This window comes from Rhizobium sp. RHZ01, assembly GCF_014851595.1.
In the GTDB taxonomy this organism is placed as follows: Bacteria; Pseudomonadota; Alphaproteobacteria; order Rhizobiales; family Rhizobiaceae; genus Rhizobium; species Rhizobium altiplani.
This window is the reverse complement of the sequence record NZ_JACUZZ010000013.1, coordinates 57988-75739: the sequence shown is the minus strand read 5'-3', so window position 1 is coordinate 75739 and position 17752 is coordinate 57988. Positions and strand designations below refer to the sequence as shown.

16 protein-coding genes and 1 pseudogene are annotated in these 17752 nt (G+C 61.8%); 10 read left to right on the top strand and 7 right to left on the bottom strand.

Annotation, left to right across the window (positions count from 1 at the left end):
- Positions 1 to 13 precede the first annotated feature (13 nt).
- Together IB248_RS15305 and IB248_RS32190 are read left to right on the top strand one after the other, a co-directional pair.
- Positions 14 to 1054: a zinc-dependent alcohol dehydrogenase family protein gene (locus IB248_RS15305; RefSeq protein ID WP_192241169.1), complete on the top strand. Its 1041-nt coding sequence runs from the start codon at positions 14 to 16 to the stop codon at positions 1052 to 1054.
- A gap of 56 nt (positions 1055 to 1110) precedes the next feature.
- Complete coding sequence (locus IB248_RS32190; protein ID WP_281419717.1) at positions 1111 to 1242, top strand: hypothetical protein; 132 nt, start codon at positions 1111 to 1113, stop codon at positions 1240 to 1242.
- A gap of 30 nt (positions 1243 to 1272) precedes the next feature.
- On the opposite strand, the pseudogene IB248_RS15300 reads toward IB248_RS32190, so the two are convergent.
- Positions 1273 to 1485, bottom strand: a pseudogene (locus IB248_RS15300) (cupin domain-containing protein); the annotation flags it as partial.
- A 177-nt stretch (positions 1486 to 1662) separates the two neighbouring features.
- Here IB248_RS15300 and IB248_RS15295 point away from each other — a divergent pair.
- The 4 genes from IB248_RS15295 (at position 1663) to IB248_RS15275 (ending at position 5884) form a co-directional block, all read left to right on the top strand.
- Entirely contained in the window at positions 1663 to 2130 is a 468-nt protein-coding gene (locus IB248_RS15295; RefSeq protein ID WP_192241168.1) for a cupin domain-containing protein, read from the top strand.
- Between the two features lie 213 nt (positions 2131 to 2343).
- Entirely contained in the window at positions 2344 to 3114 is a 771-nt protein-coding gene (gene tam / locus IB248_RS15290) for a trans-aconitate 2-methyltransferase (protein WP_192241167.1), read from the top strand.
- Positions 3115 to 3253: 139 nt separating this feature from the next.
- Positions 3254 to 4762, top strand: a complete 1509-nt coding sequence (gene zwf / locus IB248_RS15285) for a glucose-6-phosphate dehydrogenase (protein ID WP_192241166.1) — start codon at positions 3254 to 3256, stop codon at positions 4760 to 4762.
- A gap of 690 nt (positions 4763 to 5452) precedes the next feature.
- The gene (locus tag IB248_RS15275; RefSeq protein WP_113471599.1) at positions 5453 to 5884 is read left to right on the top strand and encodes a hypothetical protein; all 432 of its coding nucleotides are present in this window, start codon (positions 5453 to 5455) and stop codon (positions 5882 to 5884) included.
- Between the two features lie 53 nt (positions 5885 to 5937).
- Here IB248_RS15275 and IB248_RS15270 read toward each other — a convergent pair whose 3' ends face one another.
- The gene (locus IB248_RS15270; RefSeq protein ID WP_169682907.1) at positions 5938 to 6330 is read right to left on the bottom strand and encodes a hypothetical protein; all 393 of its coding nucleotides are present in this window, start codon (positions 6328 to 6330) and stop codon (positions 5938 to 5940) included.
- A 230-nt stretch (positions 6331 to 6560) separates the two neighbouring features.
- On the opposite strand from IB248_RS15270, the gene IB248_RS15265 reads away from it, so the two are divergent.
- A complete protein-coding gene (locus IB248_RS15265; RefSeq protein ID WP_169682909.1) occupies positions 6561 to 8120 on the top strand; it encodes a helicase HerA-like C-terminal domain-containing protein in 1560 nt (519 codons plus the stop codon).
- Positions 8121 to 8177: 57 nt separating this feature from the next.
- On the opposite strand, the gene IB248_RS15260 is transcribed toward IB248_RS15265, so the two are convergent.
- Positions 8178 to 8480 carry an alkylphosphonate utilization protein gene (locus IB248_RS15260; RefSeq protein WP_018859604.1) on the bottom strand — a complete coding sequence of 101 codons (303 nt, stop codon included), beginning with the start codon at positions 8478 to 8480 and terminating at the stop codon, positions 8178 to 8180.
- A gap of 404 nt (positions 8481 to 8884) precedes the next feature.
- On the opposite strand from IB248_RS15260, the gene IB248_RS15255 reads away from it, so the two are divergent.
- Positions 8885 to 10405: an ABC-F family ATP-binding cassette domain-containing protein gene (locus IB248_RS15255; protein ID WP_192241165.1), complete on the top strand. Its 1521-nt coding sequence runs from the start codon at positions 8885 to 8887 to the stop codon at positions 10403 to 10405.
- 89 nt (positions 10406 to 10494) lie between these two features.
- Positions 10495 to 10935 carry a hypothetical protein gene (locus IB248_RS15250; RefSeq protein ID WP_169682913.1) on the top strand — a complete coding sequence of 147 codons (441 nt, stop codon included), beginning with the start codon at positions 10495 to 10497 and terminating at the stop codon, positions 10933 to 10935.
- 193 nt (positions 10936 to 11128) lie between these two features.
- On the opposite strand, the gene IB248_RS15245 is transcribed toward IB248_RS15250, so the two are convergent.
- Positions 11129 to 12376: a hypothetical protein gene (locus IB248_RS15245; RefSeq protein WP_169682914.1), complete on the bottom strand. Its 1248-nt coding sequence runs from the start codon at positions 12374 to 12376 to the stop codon at positions 11129 to 11131.
- A gap of 322 nt (positions 12377 to 12698) precedes the next feature.
- Here IB248_RS15245 and IB248_RS15240 point away from each other — a divergent pair, with 322 nt between their 5' ends.
- A complete protein-coding gene (locus IB248_RS15240; protein ID WP_246733752.1) occupies positions 12699 to 13562 on the top strand; it encodes a transglutaminase-like cysteine peptidase in 864 nt (287 codons plus the stop codon).
- A 69-nt stretch (positions 13563 to 13631) separates the two neighbouring features.
- Here IB248_RS15240 and IB248_RS15235 read toward each other — a convergent pair whose 3' ends face one another.
- From IB248_RS15235 to IB248_RS15225, 3 genes are read right to left on the bottom strand one after another with little or no spacing between them, the layout of a single operon-like run.
- Complete coding sequence (locus IB248_RS15235) at positions 13632 to 14291, bottom strand: ribbon-helix-helix domain-containing protein (protein WP_113161963.1); 660 nt, start codon at positions 14289 to 14291, stop codon at positions 13632 to 13634.
- A 1-nt stretch (position 14292) separates the two neighbouring features.
- The gene (locus IB248_RS15230) at positions 14293 to 15588 is read right to left on the bottom strand and encodes an HlyD family type I secretion periplasmic adaptor subunit (RefSeq protein WP_169682918.1); all 1296 of its coding nucleotides are present in this window, start codon (positions 15586 to 15588) and stop codon (positions 14293 to 14295) included.
- Positions 15585 to 17747 (bottom strand): type I secretion system permease/ATPase, encoded by a 2163-nt coding sequence (locus IB248_RS15225; RefSeq protein ID WP_169682920.1) that lies wholly within the window; start codon positions 17745 to 17747, stop codon positions 15585 to 15587. Before IB248_RS15225 ends, IB248_RS15230 begins: the two co-directional genes overlap by 4 nt.
- Positions 17748 to 17752 lie beyond the last annotated feature (5 nt).

Below are 17752 nucleotides of genomic sequence, written 5' to 3'. Positions count from 1 at the left end.
GGGAGTAAAATCGATGAAAGCCATGTTCTACGACGCCTTTGAGAAGGCTCCCGAAATTCGCGCCCTACCCGATCCGACGCCCAGCGAGGATGGTGTGGTCATTGCCGTCGGCGCGTCCGGGCTCTGCCGCAGCGACTGGCACGGCTGGATGGGCCATGATCCTGATATCAAGCTGCCGCATGTTCCGGGCCATGAACTGGCCGGCAAGGTCGTCGCAACGGGCAAGGGCGTGGTGCGCTTCAAGGTCGGCGACCGCGTGACCGTACCCTTCGTGTCCGGCTGCGGCCATTGCAGCGAATGCCATTCCGGCAACCAGCAGGTCTGCCCGAACCAGTTCCAGCCGGGCTTCACGCACTGGGGCTCGTTTGCGGAATACGTGGCGATCGATTATGCCGACACCAACCTCGTGCACCTTCCAGACAGCATCGACGATGCGACGGCGGCAAGCCTCGGCTGCCGCTTTGCGACGTCGTTTCGCGCCGTCGCCGACCAGGCGCGCACCGGTCCCGGCGAATGGATCGCCGTTCACGGCTGCGGGGGCGTCGGCCTATCGGCGATCATGATCGCAACGGCGCTTGGCGCCAACGCCATCGGCATCGATCTCTCCGACGAGAAGCTCGCCTTCGCGCACGAGTGCGGCGCGGTGGCGACGATCAATGCGACGAGCGTCGCCGATGTGGCGGAAGCGGTTCGCGAGATCACCAAGGGTGGCGCGCATGTCTCCATCGACGCGCTCGGCCATCCCGTCACCTGCTTCAACTCGATCAAGAACCTGCGCCGGCGCGGGCGGCATGTGCAGGTCGGCCTCATGCTCGGCGAGTATGCGACACCGCAGATCCCGATGGCGCAGGTGATCGGCCACGAGCTGGAGATCTACGGCAGCCACGGCATGCAGGCCTGGCGCTACGATGCGATGCTGTCGATGCTGTCGTCAGGCAAGATCGCGCCACAGAAGCTAATCGGCCGGCGCATCACGCTTGAAGAGGCGATCCCGGGCTTGATGACGCTGGATCAGGCCGAAGGAGTCGGGATCAGTGTCATCACGCAGTTCTGACGGCTCGACCGCAACCGACTTCAATCAAGACGAGTGCTGCAGTTTATAGCGTTACTGTGGTTGTGCATATTGCAGCGCTGCAGGCCATCGCGGCGTCCATCGCCAAGGACAATGCAAAGGCTTTGGGGGAAGTCGCCAAACGCATTCTGGCGGCGCAGAGCGAGGGCCAGGAGAGTGCTGCAGCCTGAAACGGTAGGCGCCAATGCGGTGCCGGTAACCTATCCTTGATTCACGCTCGCCAGATTGAGGGCCAGCGTGACATCGTTGATGATCCCCAGGCGCGCCTCGATAACTGCAGTTTTCTCGGGCGTATCGGCATTGAGTGCTTCGATGTCTATGAACAGCTGCTCGCAGCCTCCAGGTGTGACGGTCCCGAACATCTGGCCCGGCTCGTCGCTGATATTCCGCCAGCTGTGCTGGACATGCGGCGGCTCTCGGACGAAGAGAGCCGCAAAGGGGCGATACGCCGCACCGTCTTGATGCCGACAGGATCATTGCCCATATGCCGGCCGACGCTGAAAACGCCAACCACGACGGACTTGGAGCCAGTTGCCATTGACCTTGGAAAGGTCTAACGGGCTCGCCGCCAAGAAAAAGAAAAGCGAGACATGATGCCCAACTCATTTGCAAAGGCGCCTGCCCAGGCGAGCGCGAGGGTGTTTTTCGTGCTGGGCGATCGGATCGAGCGACGGGCTCGTCTGCAAGGAGCCTGGCTCAACATCTTCGACATTACCGTGCCGGCGGGCAGCCGGACGCCGCTGCACCGCCACGCCAGTCCCGAGGTCTTCAGGATCATCGAGGGTCAGCTGACGATCCGCCGCGCGACGGAGAACGGCATCGACGAGTTCGAGGCGACTGCCGGCGACATCGTCCGCATCGAGGCGAACCAGCCCCACGCCTACTCCAATCCCGGCCCTCAGCCCGCCGTCTTCTCGGCTATCGTCGACAGCGACATGGTGGAATTCCTGGAGGCAACTGGCTCGAAGGAACCGCCGGAGGCGGCGCCGTCAGCGGAAACGCTGGACCGCATGAATGCCGCAGCCAACGCCCATGGGATCACCATATTGGCGGCCTGAGTCCTTTTTGGTCTCCGCCCGAGACTATAGCTCGGGCGAGCCTCACCCGCTCCCTTAATAAATACTGTCATACAAAGACGATGGGCGATTTCGTACGCGGCCTCTTGCGTTCGCCGCCGTTCGTCGACTGTATTTGAGCTCGACGCCGACCGGTCGCGACGTAGGCGCGATGCGAGCGCGCACCCTGGAAGCTAATTTGTAAGGGAGATGGTCATGGCATGGTCTGCCAGCCAGTATGTCAAATTCGAGGATGAACGCACACGCCCGGCGCGGGATCTGTTGGCGCAGGTGCCGCTTGAACGCGTCCGCCACGCCGTGGACCTCGGCTGCGGGCCGGGCAATTCGACGGAGCTGATTGTCGAGCGTTTCGGTGCCAAAGGCGTTTCCGGCCTGGACAGCGACCTGAACATGCTGGAAGCGGCTCGCAAGCGCATGCCCGGCACGCCCTTTGTCGAGGCCGACCTTGCCACCTGGCGGCCGAGCGAACCGGCGGACCTCCTCTTTGCGAATGCCGTCTTCCAGTGGTTGCCTGAGCACCTCGACATTTTCGATCGCTTGATGGACGGACTTGCGCCGAGCGGCGTGCTGGCGGTGCAAATGCCCGATAATCTGACCGAGCCGACGCATCTGCTGATGGAGGAGACGGCGCATGCCGGCCCGTGGAAAGCAGCGTTCGAGGCGCGGAGCGTTCGCCGCAAAACCCTGCCGCCGGCCTCCACCTATTACAGCCGGCTCATCGGCAAGGCCGCCCGCGTCGACATCTGGCATACAGCCTACAACCATCCAATGGCTGACGCCGCGGCAATCATCGAATGGGTCAAAGGAACGGGCCTGCGGCCCTATCTCGATCACGCAGGCGAAGAGCATCGCGAGGCGTTCCTGGCGGACTATCTCGGTCGCGTTGAAAAGGTCTACCCGAAGATGTCGGACGGGCGCGTGCTGTTGCGCTTCCCGCGGATCTTCATGGTGGCGGTCAAGGGCTGACACGCCCTGACGGATTGACGGCTCCGATTGGTCAGTCGACGGGCAAGACAGGATGCGATGACATTGCCGTGCAGGCGGCATCCTGCTTGCCGCCGCACAAGCGAGCACTATAGTCGATGGAAACAGCGAGGAAACCTTCATGGACGCCGCCCCCATTCCGTCAGCCACACTCGTCATCTTCGGCGCTACCGGCGACCTGACGCGACGCCTGCTGATACCGGCGATCATCAATCTGACGCGAAGCGGATTGGTCGGCGACGATCTGGAGATCCTCGGCGTCGGCATAGAAGCTGGCGACGACGCCTCACTGGTTGCGAGGCTGGACAGCTTCCTAGCCGGATTGAGCGACCCGATCCGCCCGGAGACCGACGACGCCTGGCGGAGTCTGCGGCAGCGTATCTCCTACATTTCAGGCGATTTCACGCAAGACGGCATATTCGTCGAGATCAAGAAGCACCTGACCAACTGTAACGCGGCCTTCTACTTCGCGGTACCGCCGCAGTTCTTCGGCCCGCTGGTCGAAAAGCTGGCCCAGCACGGCCTCACCAGCGAGACTGACGGATGCTTCCGGCGGATTGCCATCGAGAAGCCTTTCGGCACCGACCTCGCCTCGGCCCGCGCGCTGAACGCCCGCATCCTCGCCAATGTCTCCGAGAGCCAGGTCTACCGCCTCGACCACTTCCTGGGGAAGGAGACGGTACAGAATATTCTGACCGCCCGCTTTGCCAACATGATGATCGAGGCGCTCTGGAACAACAACTATATCGACCACGTGCAGATCAGCGCCGCCGAAACAGTCGACGTCGGCACGCGCGGCAAATTCTACGACGCGACCGGCGCAATGCGCGATATGATCCCCAATCATCTGTTCCAACTGCTGGCGATGATCGCGATGGAGGCCCCGAACGGATTTGGCGCCGAAGCGATCCGTACGGAAAAGAGCAAGGCGCTGAGCGCGTTGCGCATCTATACGCCGGAGGAAGCCGAAGCACATGCCGTCCGCGGCGCCTACACATCAGGCAAGCTCGACGGAAACGACATTACCGCGTTCCGGGAAACCAAGGACGTCTCGCCCGACAGCAATACCGAAACCTTCGTCGCGATGAAGCTCTACGTCGATTCCTGGCGTTGGGCCGGCGTGCCCTTCTATCTCAGGACCGGCAAGGCGCTGAAGGCGCGCGATACGGAAGTCGTCATCACCTTCCAGCAGGTGCCCTTCGCGCAGTTTCGGAAAACGGATGTCAACCGTCACCTGCCGCCGAACAAGATGGTCATCCAGGTCCAGCCCGACGAAGGGCTGAGCGTCGAGATCTCCATCAAGTCGCCCGGCCTATCTGTCGACACCGTCCCGGTCTCGCTCGACTTCCGCTATGCCGACGAGTTCGACATCGGCAAGATGACCGGGTACGAGTCGCTGCTCTACGATCTTTTCACCGGTGACCAGACGCTGTTCCAGCGCGCCGACGGCATCGAGGCCGGTTGGGCGACGGTGCAACCCTTCCTGGATATATGGGCGAAAAGCAGCGAAACGCCGGAGTCGTACGCGCCTGGAAGCAGTGGTCCATCCTGCGCCGACGAACTGATCCGCCGCGATGGCCGGGAGTGGCATGAACTGGGCGCAGCCACCCGCAACCACGATCCAAAGTAAAGTCCGGAAATACACGCTTAACTAAAGTAAAACCGAATAGAATTTCCCGGCGACTCGCGCATGGCGAGCATAGATATTGTACCATCTCGTATGGACGAGACCCATCGCAACACATTTATGGTGTGCTATACAAAATATGGATGTGTTGACCCTTTCGCCTAGTATAGCGAAGATTCTCCGGCTGACCGCGTTGCTTTTTTTGTGCGACAAAGAAGGCGGGGCTCGTCCAACCCCGACGGGCCCTTCTTGTATTTTTCTAGTATTTGGCGAATAAAGTATATATTAGTCGAAATTGTTAAAGCTCGATTAATATATTTACTTGCGCTCTCTCTCCGCCTTGCTAAATCTATCTCGAGGGTTTTGGGGTATTGACATGGTAGATAGTCAATTGGCTAAGAATCGTTCGACTTCCGATCAGCGTATGGAAACCTGCAGGTCGGAGTTCGAACCCCTCCTTTTCGAGCTCATTCGCAATGGCGAGAAAAGGGGATGGAAGGCAGCCGAAATCGCGATGGCTCTGGCCGACGCTGCCGACGACGTCATCCTTAAGCTGGCAAGAGAAACGAAGAGCAAGCATTAAACCGGCTGCCTTGCCGGCTTTGATGCCATGACGCTTCAGAAGTGCCTCCCTAACACGCAAGAGAAGCTGTAGCTTGTCTCCAGTGATTCTCTTGCCGGTTAAGAGGCCCGATGTCGCAGTTGATTGCAGCCGTTCTTCTTGCCTGTGGATGCGTCAGCCTCGCTGAGGTTGCCGACTGGCCACCCGCGGACAGCTATGTTCCGAAGATCGGTTGCCAGCAAAGCGACGCTGCCGAGCGCTGCGAACAGATCCGTGCTGATTGGACCGGCCTTTACGCGGATGCCATCGCCGGTCGCATCGAAAGTCAGAGGAAAATTTCTTTCTGCCTGAGCACCGGCTGCAACGAGGGCATCGTTGTCGAGCCCGTCCTTGGCTGTGCCTGGCGTCAGGTTATTGCGGCATCGCACAACCCAGAGATCAACGACACCGACCGAACCAACATCGACCGTTATTGCGGCCCCCGTGTGCTTGACGATGCCGGACGCAAGGCTGCCGGCGACCAGTCGCAAGCTTGGCTGGCCTTGCTTGGCGTCACGCCGTAACAAAAGCGAACGGGCGGGAACAAGCCCGCCCGCCAAAAGTCTCGTTTTGCCGCTTAGACGAACTGGCTGAGGCCCGGAACCGAGCCGACAACCTCGTCCACGACTTCCTTGCCGGCGTGCTGCTCGGCAATCGCGATGGTTTCCTTGGCGAGCGTGGTGATCTCGCCCATGCCGAGGCCTTCCGACATCAGCTGCTGGCCGAGCGCCATAATGCCGCCGCCGCCGAGCGCGCCCATGATGCTGCCGAGGATCCCGCCGCCGTTCGCGCCTTCGCCGTTGTACTTGGCAACGAGGTCGGAAGCGCCCGGAATGGCTTCGATCATCTTGGCGACCGGACCGTCTGCCGCCTCGCGCTGCAGGAAGCCGAGCATCATGCCCACCGCCTTTTCGGCCAGTTCCGGAGTGATGCCCACACGCGCGGCGATCTGGTCTACGATTTCATTCATTGTCAGCCTCCTATTTTTGACGTTAACGTCAACGTTAGTCGAACTTTCCGGGCAACTCAAGCCGCCGGCCGCAAAAGCACGCTTTATCCTACTTTTCCTTTTAATGCAGACAGTTGTCCGCACCGGGCTCCCTGCTTATAACAGGGAAGCGATATTACAATGACCATGCGGAAACGACGCTCCGCATTTTGACGCAATCGGCGCCGACAGCCGCAGGGAGAATTTTCGAAATGCTCGAGGATGGCAAGATTTTCGTCGGCGTCAGCCGCAATTCGGATGACAGCATCAACAAGCCGGAATATCTCGACCTGAAATTCGGAAACCGCCACGGCCTGGTAACGGGCGCAACCGGCACCGGCAAGACGGTAACGCTGCAGGTGCTGGCCGAGGGCTTCTCGAGGGCCGGCGTGCCCGTCTTCTGCTCCGACATCAAGGGTGATCTTTCCGGTATCGCCGCCAAGGGCGAACCGAAGGATTTTCTCACCAAGCGCGCCGAGCAGATCGGCTTCGACGATTACGAGTTCGACCAGTTCCCGGTCATCTTCTGGGACCTCTTCGGCGAGAAGGGCCATCGCGTCCGCACCACCATTGCCGAAATGGGGCCGCTGCTCCTCGCGCGGCTGATGGATGCCTCCGAGCCGCAGGAAGGCGTCATCAACATCGCCTTCAAGCTCGCCGACCAGGGCGGCCTCCCTCTGCTCGACCTCAAGGACTTTTCCTCGCTGCTGAATTACATGGCGGAGAACGCAACCGAGCTTTCCAGCCAGTTCGGTCTGATCTCGAAGGCGTCGGTCGCCTCGATCCAGCGTGGTCTCCTTGTGCTGGAACAGCAGGGTGCCGAGCACTTCTTCGGCGAACCCGCGCTCAAGATCACCGACATCATGCGGACCAACAACCGCGGCTATGGCCAGATTTCCGTGCTCGCCGCCGACAAGTTGATGATGAACCCGCGGCTCTATGCGACTTTCCTGCTGTGGCTGCTGTCCGAGCTCTTCGAGGAACTGCCGGAAGTCGGCGATCCCGAGAAGCCGAACCTCGTCTTCTTTTTCGACGAGGCGCATCTGCTCTTCAACGACGCGCCGAAGGTACTGATCGAGCGCGTCGAACAGGTCGTGCGTCTTATCCGCTCGAAGGGGGTCGGCGTCTATTTCGTGACGCAGAACCCGCTCGATGTGCCGGAAACCGTGCTCGCTCAGCTCGGCAACCGGGTGCAACATGCGCTGCGCGCCTATTCGCCGCGCGAGCAGAAGGCTGTGAGGACAGCGGCGGACACCTTCCGTCCCAACCCTGCCTTCGACTGCGCCACCGTCATCACTACGCTCGGCACTGGCGAAGCGCTGGTGTCGACACTGGAGGCGAAGGGCTCACCCTCGATCGTCGAGCGGACGCTGATCCGCCCGCCGTCCGGACGCGTCGGCCCGTTGACCGATCCGGAGCGCCAGCAGGTCATGGATAAGAGCCCGGTGCTCGGGGTCTACGACGAAGATCTCGATCGTGAATCCGCCTTCGAGATTCTGGCGGCGCGCGCCAAGAAGGCATCCGACTCCGATGCAGCCAAGCAGGTGCAGCCGACCGAGCCGACCGAGGGCAGCGCCTCGGGCCGCTGGACACTGCCGGGCTTCGGCGATGATGAGACCGAACCGCAGGCCAAGAGCCAGGGCCGCGCCCGCTCCTCCGGCTACCAGCGCGAAACGGTCGTGGAAGCGGCGATGAAGAGCGTGGCCCGTACGGTGGCGACACAGGTCGGCCGGGCCCTGGTGCGCGGCATCCTCGGAAGTTTGAAGCGCTGAGCGGAAGGGGGTTATCGCCCTCGTTCCGCCCCGCGAAATCTTCTGCCCGTCACGCGCTCAACGCTTGCGGACGAACTCCGTGCGCAAGACAAGGCCCTTGATGGTGTCGTGGCGGCAGTCGATCTCTTCCGGGTTATCCGTCAGCCGGATCGAGCGGATGACCGTGCCCTGCTTTAGGGTCTGATTGGCGCCCTTCACCTTCAGATCCTTGATGAGGGTGACGGAATCGCCGTCCTTGAGGACGTTTCCGGCAGCATCCCGGACCTCAGCGGCCTGCGCGGCCGCGGCAGCCATTTCCGAAGCCGGACGCCATTCGCCCGTCACTTCATCATAAACGTAATCGTCGTCACCGCCTGCCATGGCGTCTCTCCTGGAAATTTAAGAATACCTGTCGAGCCGCTTACAGCAACCACGCTGCCCAATGCAAGTTCGGGAGCGCGACCGCGCAGCACAAGCGCTTTGGTTGCATTCCTGGGTCCGCAATGCTATTTCTCCTATGCACTCAAAGAGAAAGGAGGGTCGCGTGCAAAATTTCTATTTCCGGTTCAACCGGCAACGTGGCCCCGTCAACGCCCTGCAAATGCGTTTGCAGGGCTGACCAGAGACCGTTTCTCACAAACTCTCTTCCCTGGTCTGCCCTTCGTGGCAGCAGTTTGGGCATTCGCCCGTCTGCAATACTCATCCACCGAGCTCGAAGCACACGCACGCGATGAAGGCTGCATGCCCTCGCCCGTGTGATCGCTCGGCAAGACCAGAGCAAGATCATGACCCTTATCAATATCCGCAATCTCGGCGTCACCCTCAGCGCACCGCTTTTTGCCAAGCTTGACCTCGTCATCAATGCCGGCGACCGTCTGGGGCTCGTCGCCGCCAACGGCCGCGGCAAGTCCACACTGCTCCGCTGCATTTCAGGAGCGCTCGAGGCAACCCACGGCGACATCACGCGCTCGCGCGGGCTGACGATCGGCTATGTCGAACAGGACGTGCCGGCCAAGCTGCTTGACGTGCCGTTCCACGATGCTGTCCTGCAGGCGCTGCCTGCCGATCAGCAGGCGAACGAAAGCTGGCGCGTGGACATCGTGCTGGATTCGCTGGACGTGCCCGAAGCCTTGCGCAGCCGCCCGGTCGGGCGGCTCAGCGGCGGCTGGCAACGGCTGGCGATGCTGGCGCGCACCTGGGTGATGGAGCCGGACGCGCTGCTGCTCGACGAGCCGACCAACCACCTCGATCTCGGCAAGATCGCGGCGCTTGAGGATTGGTTGAACGCGCTGCCCCGCGATGTGCCTGTGATCATCTCCAGCCACGACCGTGCCTTCCTCGATGCCGTCACCAATCGTACGCTGTTCCTGCGGCCGGAGCAGTCGCAGGTCTTCTCCCTGCCCTACAGCCGGGCGCGGGCAGCGCTTGATGAGGCGGATGCGGCCGACAGGAGACGCTACGAACGCGACATGAAGACGGCCGAGCAATTGCGCAAGCAGGCGGCGAAACTCAACAATATCGGCATCAACTCCGGCAGCGACCTGCTGGTTGTCAAGACAAAGCAGCTGAAGCAACGCGCCGACAAGCTCGAGGATGCGGCCAAGCCCGCCCATCTCGAGCGATCGGCCGGTGCGATCAAGCTCGCCAACCGCGGCACGCATGCCAAGGTGCTTGTGACACTCGACGACGCGGAGGTCCGTACCCCTGAAGGCACGACGCTCTACCGGACCGGCAAGCAGTTCATCTGCCAGGGTGACCGGATCGTATTGCTCGGGGAGAACGGCGCCGGCAAATCGCGGCTGATCGCGATGCTTCGAAAGGCAATCGGCAACGCGGAGACGGCGCAGGATGGCATCAAGGCCACCCCTTCGCTGGTGCTCGGCTATCGTGACCAGGCGCTGGCCGACTTGAAGGACGGCGATACGCCGATGGAGACGATCATCCGCCGCTTCGACGTTGGCGACCAGCGAGCGCGGGCGCTGCTCGCGGGGGCCGGCATGACCATCGACATGCAGTCGCGTCCGGTCGGGCGGCTGTCGGGCGGGCAGAAGGCACGGCTCGGCATGCTGGTTTTGCGGCTGGCGGAGCCGAACTTCTATCTGCTCGACGAGCCGACCAACCACCTCGATATCGACGGGCAGGAAGCGCTGGAGGGCGAACTCATGGCCCACCAGGCGAGCTGCCTTGTTGTTTCCCACGACCGCAGCTTCGTGCGCGCCATCGGCAACCGGTTCTGGCAGATCGAGCGCCGGCGGCTGATCGAAGTGGAGAGTCCGGAGCCCTTCTTTGCGGCTGCACGGCCTTAGGGTCCGGACTTTGGCGAGCCGGCGGCGAGGCATGGCAACCCTAGCCCAAGCAGCGAATTGCGAGGAGAGGAGATAGCGAGGACTAGGCAATGAGCAGACTGTTGATCCTGTCGGCTGGCGCCATCCTGGCACTAGCTTCCGTGGCGGCCGCCGCACCGGCTATGCAACCGCTGAAGATCTCCAAGGAGTGCAGCCAGTACACCGGCGAGGCGCCGAGCTTCTGCACGATTACGGAATCGAACCTCGCGGCGATCCCGGCGGGCACCAAGATCTTGTACTATGGGCCGGTGACCGGCAGTCCCCTTTTCGGCAGTAGCACGACGGTTATTGCCGTAGGAAACGGAGATACGGCGGTGGGGTACTGCGTCACCTACGACACCGCCAGCCCGATGCAGGGAACCTGTGCGTTTCATGCCGGCAGCGGGACGCTCGCCGGATTCCAGGCGGTCGTCAAGGTCACGGTCGACGACAAGCAGATCTATCACTGGGACGGAGGCTACCTACTTGGCACCGACAAGGCCGCCAAGTGAGAGCAAAAAGAATGCTGCCTGGCCGTTTGACGTGAATTCGTGCCCTGACTCCTGATTAGCAGGAGACAATGGCGGCGCGGCAACTACCCTTCCGTTTGCCGGGCGAAGCACCTGCCGGCCGGGTCTCTAAGCGCCTAGCACGGCGCTTGGTGAAGGCGGACCCATACGGTCCGATGTCCAAGTGTGTGGGTTATCAGAACGAGGCCGGCGTGGCGCCGAGCAGGCTGAGCTTGCCGCCGTTAAGGGAATAAAGGCTCATCTTGCGCTCCACGGTACCCGCCGGCGTCATCCGGAAGAGACCGGTCACGCCGCGGAAGCCGACCTTGCTGGTCAGGTTCTGTGCGTTCATTCCCTCCGGTCCCTTTGTCCGGACAATGCCCGAGGCAACGGCAACAGCATCGTAGCTGTAAGCCGCGTCGGTGGAGAGTGCGCGCTTGTAGTGCCGCTGGTAGCGCTCGGCGATCATCGTCGCGCCTTCGGGCTCGACCATGGCAATCACCGTGCCTGCCACCGAGGGATCCGTATACGTTTGCGGCGGCCAGGCGCTTGTGCCGACGAAGGTGACGTTCGTCTTGCCGCTGGCCTTCACGGCGCCGGCGATGGTCGTGGTGATCACCGTTTTCCCGAGAACGAGCACGGTATCGGCATTCTGCAGATTGGCGCCCGCCCTCTTGACCGCATCAGCGGCGGCAGCGTCCGTCAGATCGTAGCGGGCAAGGCCGAGATACGTGCCGCCGCCGGCGTGGATGGCGCTTGCCAACCGGGCCTCGTCAGCAGCGGGAAAGTCGTTTTGGGCGAAAACCAGCACCTTCTTGTGGCCGCTGGCGGCGGCTACCTGCACGCCTTCAATGGCGCTGTCGATTTCATCGGAAACGAAGTTGTAGACATTGCCCGATGTTGGCGGCACAGGGGCGCCCAGATTGAGCAAAGCCGGCCGCTGGTCAGCCGGCACCGCAGCGATAGCCGAGGTGACGGCAGGCAATGCGTAGCTCACGAGGAGAACGGAACCGCGCGCCCTCGCCTCGCTGACCGCGGTCGCGGCGGCTGGAGCGCCGGAGGCCACGTCGACAACCTTCACGAAGACCTGGTTGCCGCCGAGTTCGCCGACGCCGAGGCCGGCACCGTCGCGCACGTCACGCGCAGCACCCTCATAGATGCCGGTCGCGCCCTTGGGCAGCAGCAGCGTGATCTCCGCTCCCGTTTCTCCGAAGCTTTCCTCGACCTCGCTCGAAGGTGCCTTGATATCGTTGGTTTTCACATTCTTGGCGATGCCATCGACGTCGGACTGGCAGCCCATGAGCGCACCGCAGGCGACGACGATCGACATTGCGAGAACGAATTTGATGAGTTTGAGGGGACCGGCGCCTTCCGAAGGCGACACTTGCCGTGTCGAGCGTAAACCATGCGAGCCTTGCACCGGCTCGATTGACTGCACTGTCACCTGTTCCCCCACCACTCGCAATCGCGGCCTTTTCCGGCCCTTTGACAGGATTTCATATCTGCACAGGCAACACCGGAAAGCAAACCCTTCGCCCAAACTTGGTTTACGGGCACACTAAACTTTTATGTTCTTTTGAAGAGATAATTTATACCAACCTTATCCACGCTTAAATACCTGATTTTTATAGATGTTTTGTACGTTTCTCGCAGCCAACGAGAGACAACCATCGATGAAGCGCAGTATAAAAACAAGCAATATCGCTGCTTTTACTTTGTCTGCATTTTCAGCCGCATTTGCACCGAATATTTCGGCGGCATCCGTATTGCCGTCTTCGCAAATGTCAGGCGGGATCTACTCCGTTGACCTGGCGGCTGAAACGGCCCGCGCCCTGACGCTCGGCGGCGTCGCCAACCTCCTCAGCCTTGCGACGAAAAGCATCGGCACCATCGACGTTGCCGCGCTGACGCGCTCGCTACAGCCCGAGCCGGCCGGCTGGGTGAACGAGAGCGTCGCTCCAGCCCAACCGGTTGCGCGTCCGGCGATCGCCGCGCCGGCAGGTGGCGCCGCTTTCGGGACGGTTGCCATTCCTTTCAAACGACTGGCTGCCCTGAAGAAGCTCGAACCGTCCCTGTCGGAAATGACGGATGGAACCGCAATTGACTGCAGCGCAGGCAAGTGCTCCGGGGCCGCGACCGCGATCAAAGTTGCCTTCAGCAAGACGTCGCAGTCCTCGATCCGCGACAAGCTGAACGCGGTCAACATCACGATCAATCACACGATCCGCTACAGCCGCGACATCGACACCTACAAGGTGGCCGACTACTGGGCGACGCCCGCCGAAACGCTCTCGCGCCAGCAGGGCGATTGCGAGGACTTCGCGATCCTGAAGATGGCCGCGCTGCACGCCGAAGGCGTCGAGCTCAAGGACATGTCCGTCATTGTCCTGTTCGATCAGAAGCGCCATTTCTACCACGCCGTGCTTTCTGTTGCGGTGAACGGCAACCGCTTCATTCTCGACAACATGCGTGACGAGGTTCTGCCGGATACCAAGCTGCCCGACTATGTGCCACTCTACTCGATCGCGGACGGCAAGGGCTACCTGCACGGAACACGCACCGGCGCCAAGCAGGTTGCCTCGGCATTGCCACTCGAAAAGGTCGCTCCAGGCGAAGGCACGACGTTCTGAAAATCGCCGGCAAGATGCAGAAAAAGCGGCTGAATCTCGGCCGCTTTTTTCATGTCTGGGATTTTCTGGTCAGTAACGAGAGACATAGCCGATCAGCATCGGCTTCTCATGCGTTGGCGCCAAAGCCAGATTGATCTGGCCCTTCATCGAGGCCGAGCCGACGGCTATGGTGAAGCCGGTGTTCAGCGTCTTGCCCCTGTTGCGATAGAGCGTGGCGATCGCCTCATCGATCTGCGTGTCGATCGAGAAGCGCAAGCTCTTCGTCAACTGCGCCGCATCACCAAGCGGAAGACGCTGGCGCAGCATGGTCAGGAAGGGATCGTTGAAGAGCTGGATCTTTTTTTCCTGTGTCAGCAGGATCGTCGGCGACGGCGACGCCTGGATGATGGCATTGACGTTTGCCATGGACGAGGCGTCCTCGACGGTATCCAGCCTCCGCAGCGCCCACTTGAAGCTGAGCACACGCAGCAGCGAGGCCAGGTTGCCGGACTCCGGCATCTGCGAGGCCGTATAGTGCACGAGGTCGGCCGTGCTCATCTTGCCGGCCGACGACATGCGCCCGAGGCCATCCCAGTAGATCCGCTCGAGGCGGATACCGCGGCGCTCGCCGCCTCGACCGACGACCGCACGGAAGCGCGGCTCGATCTCCTCGGCGCCGATGGCCGGCAAAGGCTCCTCGATCGGCTCGAGTTCGGTGAGTGCGTTGCTGCCTGGCTTGACGATCAGCATCCTATCGCTCCGTCAGCGCTTCGCTGCGCGCCTTGTTGATCGGCTTCATCAGGTAGCTCAGCACGGTCTTGTTGCCGGTCATGATCTCGACCGAGGCAACCATGCCGGGGATGATCGGATAGGACTTGCCGTTGCGCTCCAGCGCGGACTTGTCGGTCTTGACCTGTACCAGATAGTAGGTCTCGCCCTTTTCCTTCTCCACGAGACTGTCTGCGGAGATATTCTCGACGACGCCCTCAAGGCCGCCGAAGATCGAGAAGTCGTAGGCGGTGACCTTGACGACGGCAGGCTGGCCGCGGCGCACGAAGGCGACATCGCGCGGCGAGATCTTGGCTTCGACCAGCAGCGTGTCAGCGGTCGGAACGATGCCGGCGATGACACGGCCCGGATCGACATAGGCGCCGATGGTGTTGACCTCGAGCGTGTTGACGATGCCGTCGACAGGCGAGCGGATGTCGGTGCGCTTGACGCGGTCGGACGCGCCGCGGATGGTCTCGTCGACGACCGAAAGCTCGGCCAGCGCCTGCGCCTTGTCCGTCAGCGCCTGCTGACGCAGTTCGAGGGCAAGATCGCCGAGCTGCAGCTTGGCTTCCTGCACGGCAGCCTGCAGGCGGTCGATGCTTTCCTGGTAAACCTTGAGCTGGCCCTTCTGGTCGGTGAGATCCCGCTCGGTCTTCAGCACTTCCGTCTGCGCCACCAGCTTCTTCTGTGCCAGCGGGAAAATTAGGTCGTACTGGCGCTGGGCACCTTCGATATTCTGCTGCAGGCGATCGATGTTGGCGTGGGCTTCGCTGAGCTCGTTCTCGCGCTGGCGCACGCGCTCCTGCAAGACGCCAAGCTTGTTCTGGTAGCTGGCGCGATCGGCAGCGAAAAGCTGCTCCTCGTTTGCGCACACATCGTTCGCGACGGCCAGGATCTCTTCCGGGCAAATGAACGGCGTATCGTATTGACCAGCTTCCTCGAGCTTCAGGCGCGCAACCTTGGCACCGAGCGCACGCGCCTTGGCAACGGATTCGCCAAGGGTGGAGGTCGTCGTTGTATTATCGAGCTGGACGAGTAGCTGACCTTTGCGGACGACCTGACCGAGGACGACGGCGATCTGCTGGACGACCCCGGGCTCCGACGACTGGATGATCTGCGTCTTCGAGACCGGAATGACCTTGCCCTCGCCGCGGGCGATCTCGTTGATGTCGGCAATAGCCGCCCAGGCGACGAAGCTCGCAATGACGAGCGCCACCAATGCCAGAATGCCGCGGGCGAGAAGCGGAGGATTGTCGTGACGATTGCTGAGGCTCATGACTGCGCCCCTGCTGGTTTACGCTGCATGGCCTCGATGACCGCACCCTTCGGACCGTCGGCGATGATGCGTCCTTTATCGATGACGATCAGGCGATCGACGAGTTCAAGCATGCTGTAGCGGTGGGTGGCGATCAACAGCGTCGTGTCACGGCTGATAGCCTTCGACAGGCGCGCGATCAGATTGCGCTCGGTCGCCAGATCCATGGCGCCCGAAGGCTCGTCGAGAAACACGATCTTCGGTTTCGTCAGCAACAGGCGCGCAATCGTCAGCGCCTGCTTCTGGCCGCTCGACAGGTTGGTGCCGCGTTCGCCGACGGGCATGTCGAAGCCGCGAGGATGATTGCCGACGAACTCGTCGACACCGGTCATGCGGGCGACCTCGAGCAGCTCCTCGTCGGTCGCATCGGCGCGTCCGATCAGCAGGTTTTCCTTCACCGTTCCCGAGAAGAGATCGGAGGACTGGCCGGCCACGGCGACCGCCGAGCGAACCTCGGCCATGTGGTACTGGCGGATATCGACGCCATCGATCAGCACGCGACCACCCGAAGGGCAAAAGAGTCCGTCGAGCAAGCGGCCGAGCGTCGTCTTGCCCGAGCCGATGCGGCCGATGATGCCGACGCGCTCGCCGGGCTTCACGGTAAAGGACAGCTTGTTGATGACGGGATAGTCCGATCCCGGATACTGGAAAGACACATCCTGGAAGCTGAAAGCGCCGCGGGTGATCTCGCGATTGACGAAGCCGACCGTGGACGGACGGTCGTCGGGCTGCTCCATGATCTTGTCGAGAATGCGAAGCGACATGGTCGCCTGACGGAACCGCGCCAGCGTCATGGCGATCTGGCCGAGCGGCGCGCCGGCGCGGCTTGCCAGCATGACCGTCGCGACGATCGCGCCCATGGCAATGCGGCCTTCGGAGAACTCGTAGGTGCCGGCAATCACGATCAGGACGCTCACCATCTGCTGGATGAACATCGTCATGTTGATGGCGTTCGTCGAGATGTGCTTGATATCCTCGCTGGTGCGGCTCGAATACTTTGTCAGTTCCTGCCAGCGGCGCAGCATAGTGGCTTCGGCGCGCAGGCTCTTCAGCGTTTCGATCGTCGAGATCGTTTCCACCAGCAGAGACTGGCGACGCGACGCCTCGTTGGCGGCCGTCGCCATGCGCTTGCCGATCGCGGCCTGCGCCCACAAGCCGATTGCGACCGACAGGACGAAGGCGACCGCCGGGATCACGACGAGCCAGCCGGAAATCAGATAAATGACGCCGAGGAAGATGAAGACGAACAGGCTGTCGATCAGGACGCCGATCGTGTTCGACGTGAAGAACTCGCGAACGAATTCATACTGCGTCACGCGGTTGGCATATTCGCCCGTCGACATCGGCCGCGAGGCGAGCGTCGAATTCAGCACCTTGTCGAACAGCAGCTGCGACAGGCGCAGATCCGCCTTGCGTCCGGCATAGTCGATCAGCGACGAGCGAGCGGTCTTCAGCAGGAAATCGAAGACATAGGCAAGCGAGATACCCGCGGCCAGAACCCAGAGCGTCGGGATCGCCTTGTTCGGCAGCACCCGGTCATAGACGTTCATCGTGAACAGCGGCGAGCCGAGCGCGATCAGGTTGATGAAGAGTGCCGCGACCATGACGCGGACATAGGTGCGCCAGTAAGGCGCAAGCGTCGTTGCCAGCCAGTGCCGCTTCTCGATCTCGACGGCATTGCCGACCAGCGCCTCTTCCGAGGCGTTCTGATAGTAAAGCGTAAAGGCAAAGGCCAGTTGCGGCTTCAGCGCCAGGAATTCTTCCCGCGTCAGACGGATCGCGTTGCCGGCAATCGGAACGATATCAGTGACATAGGAGCCGTCCTCGGCGACCTCGAGCAGCGGCAACACGCTGCCGTCGGCAAACGCGACGATCGCCGGGCAATCGAAATTGCTCTGGCGGCACTCGCGCTCCTGATGCTTGATCACCTGCAGGCCGATGCGCTCGGCCATGCGCTCGACATCGTCGATCTCAAGCGACTCGGTCACCTCATCCGGGAGACCGGAGAAGAGGACCGTGTCGGAGCTTGGTCGGCCATAGAACGCAGCCACGGATTTGAATGCGGCTTTGAATGTCTGCAGCGGTGTGCTGCTGGAGGTCCCGAGCGCTACGTTCAGCATTGTTC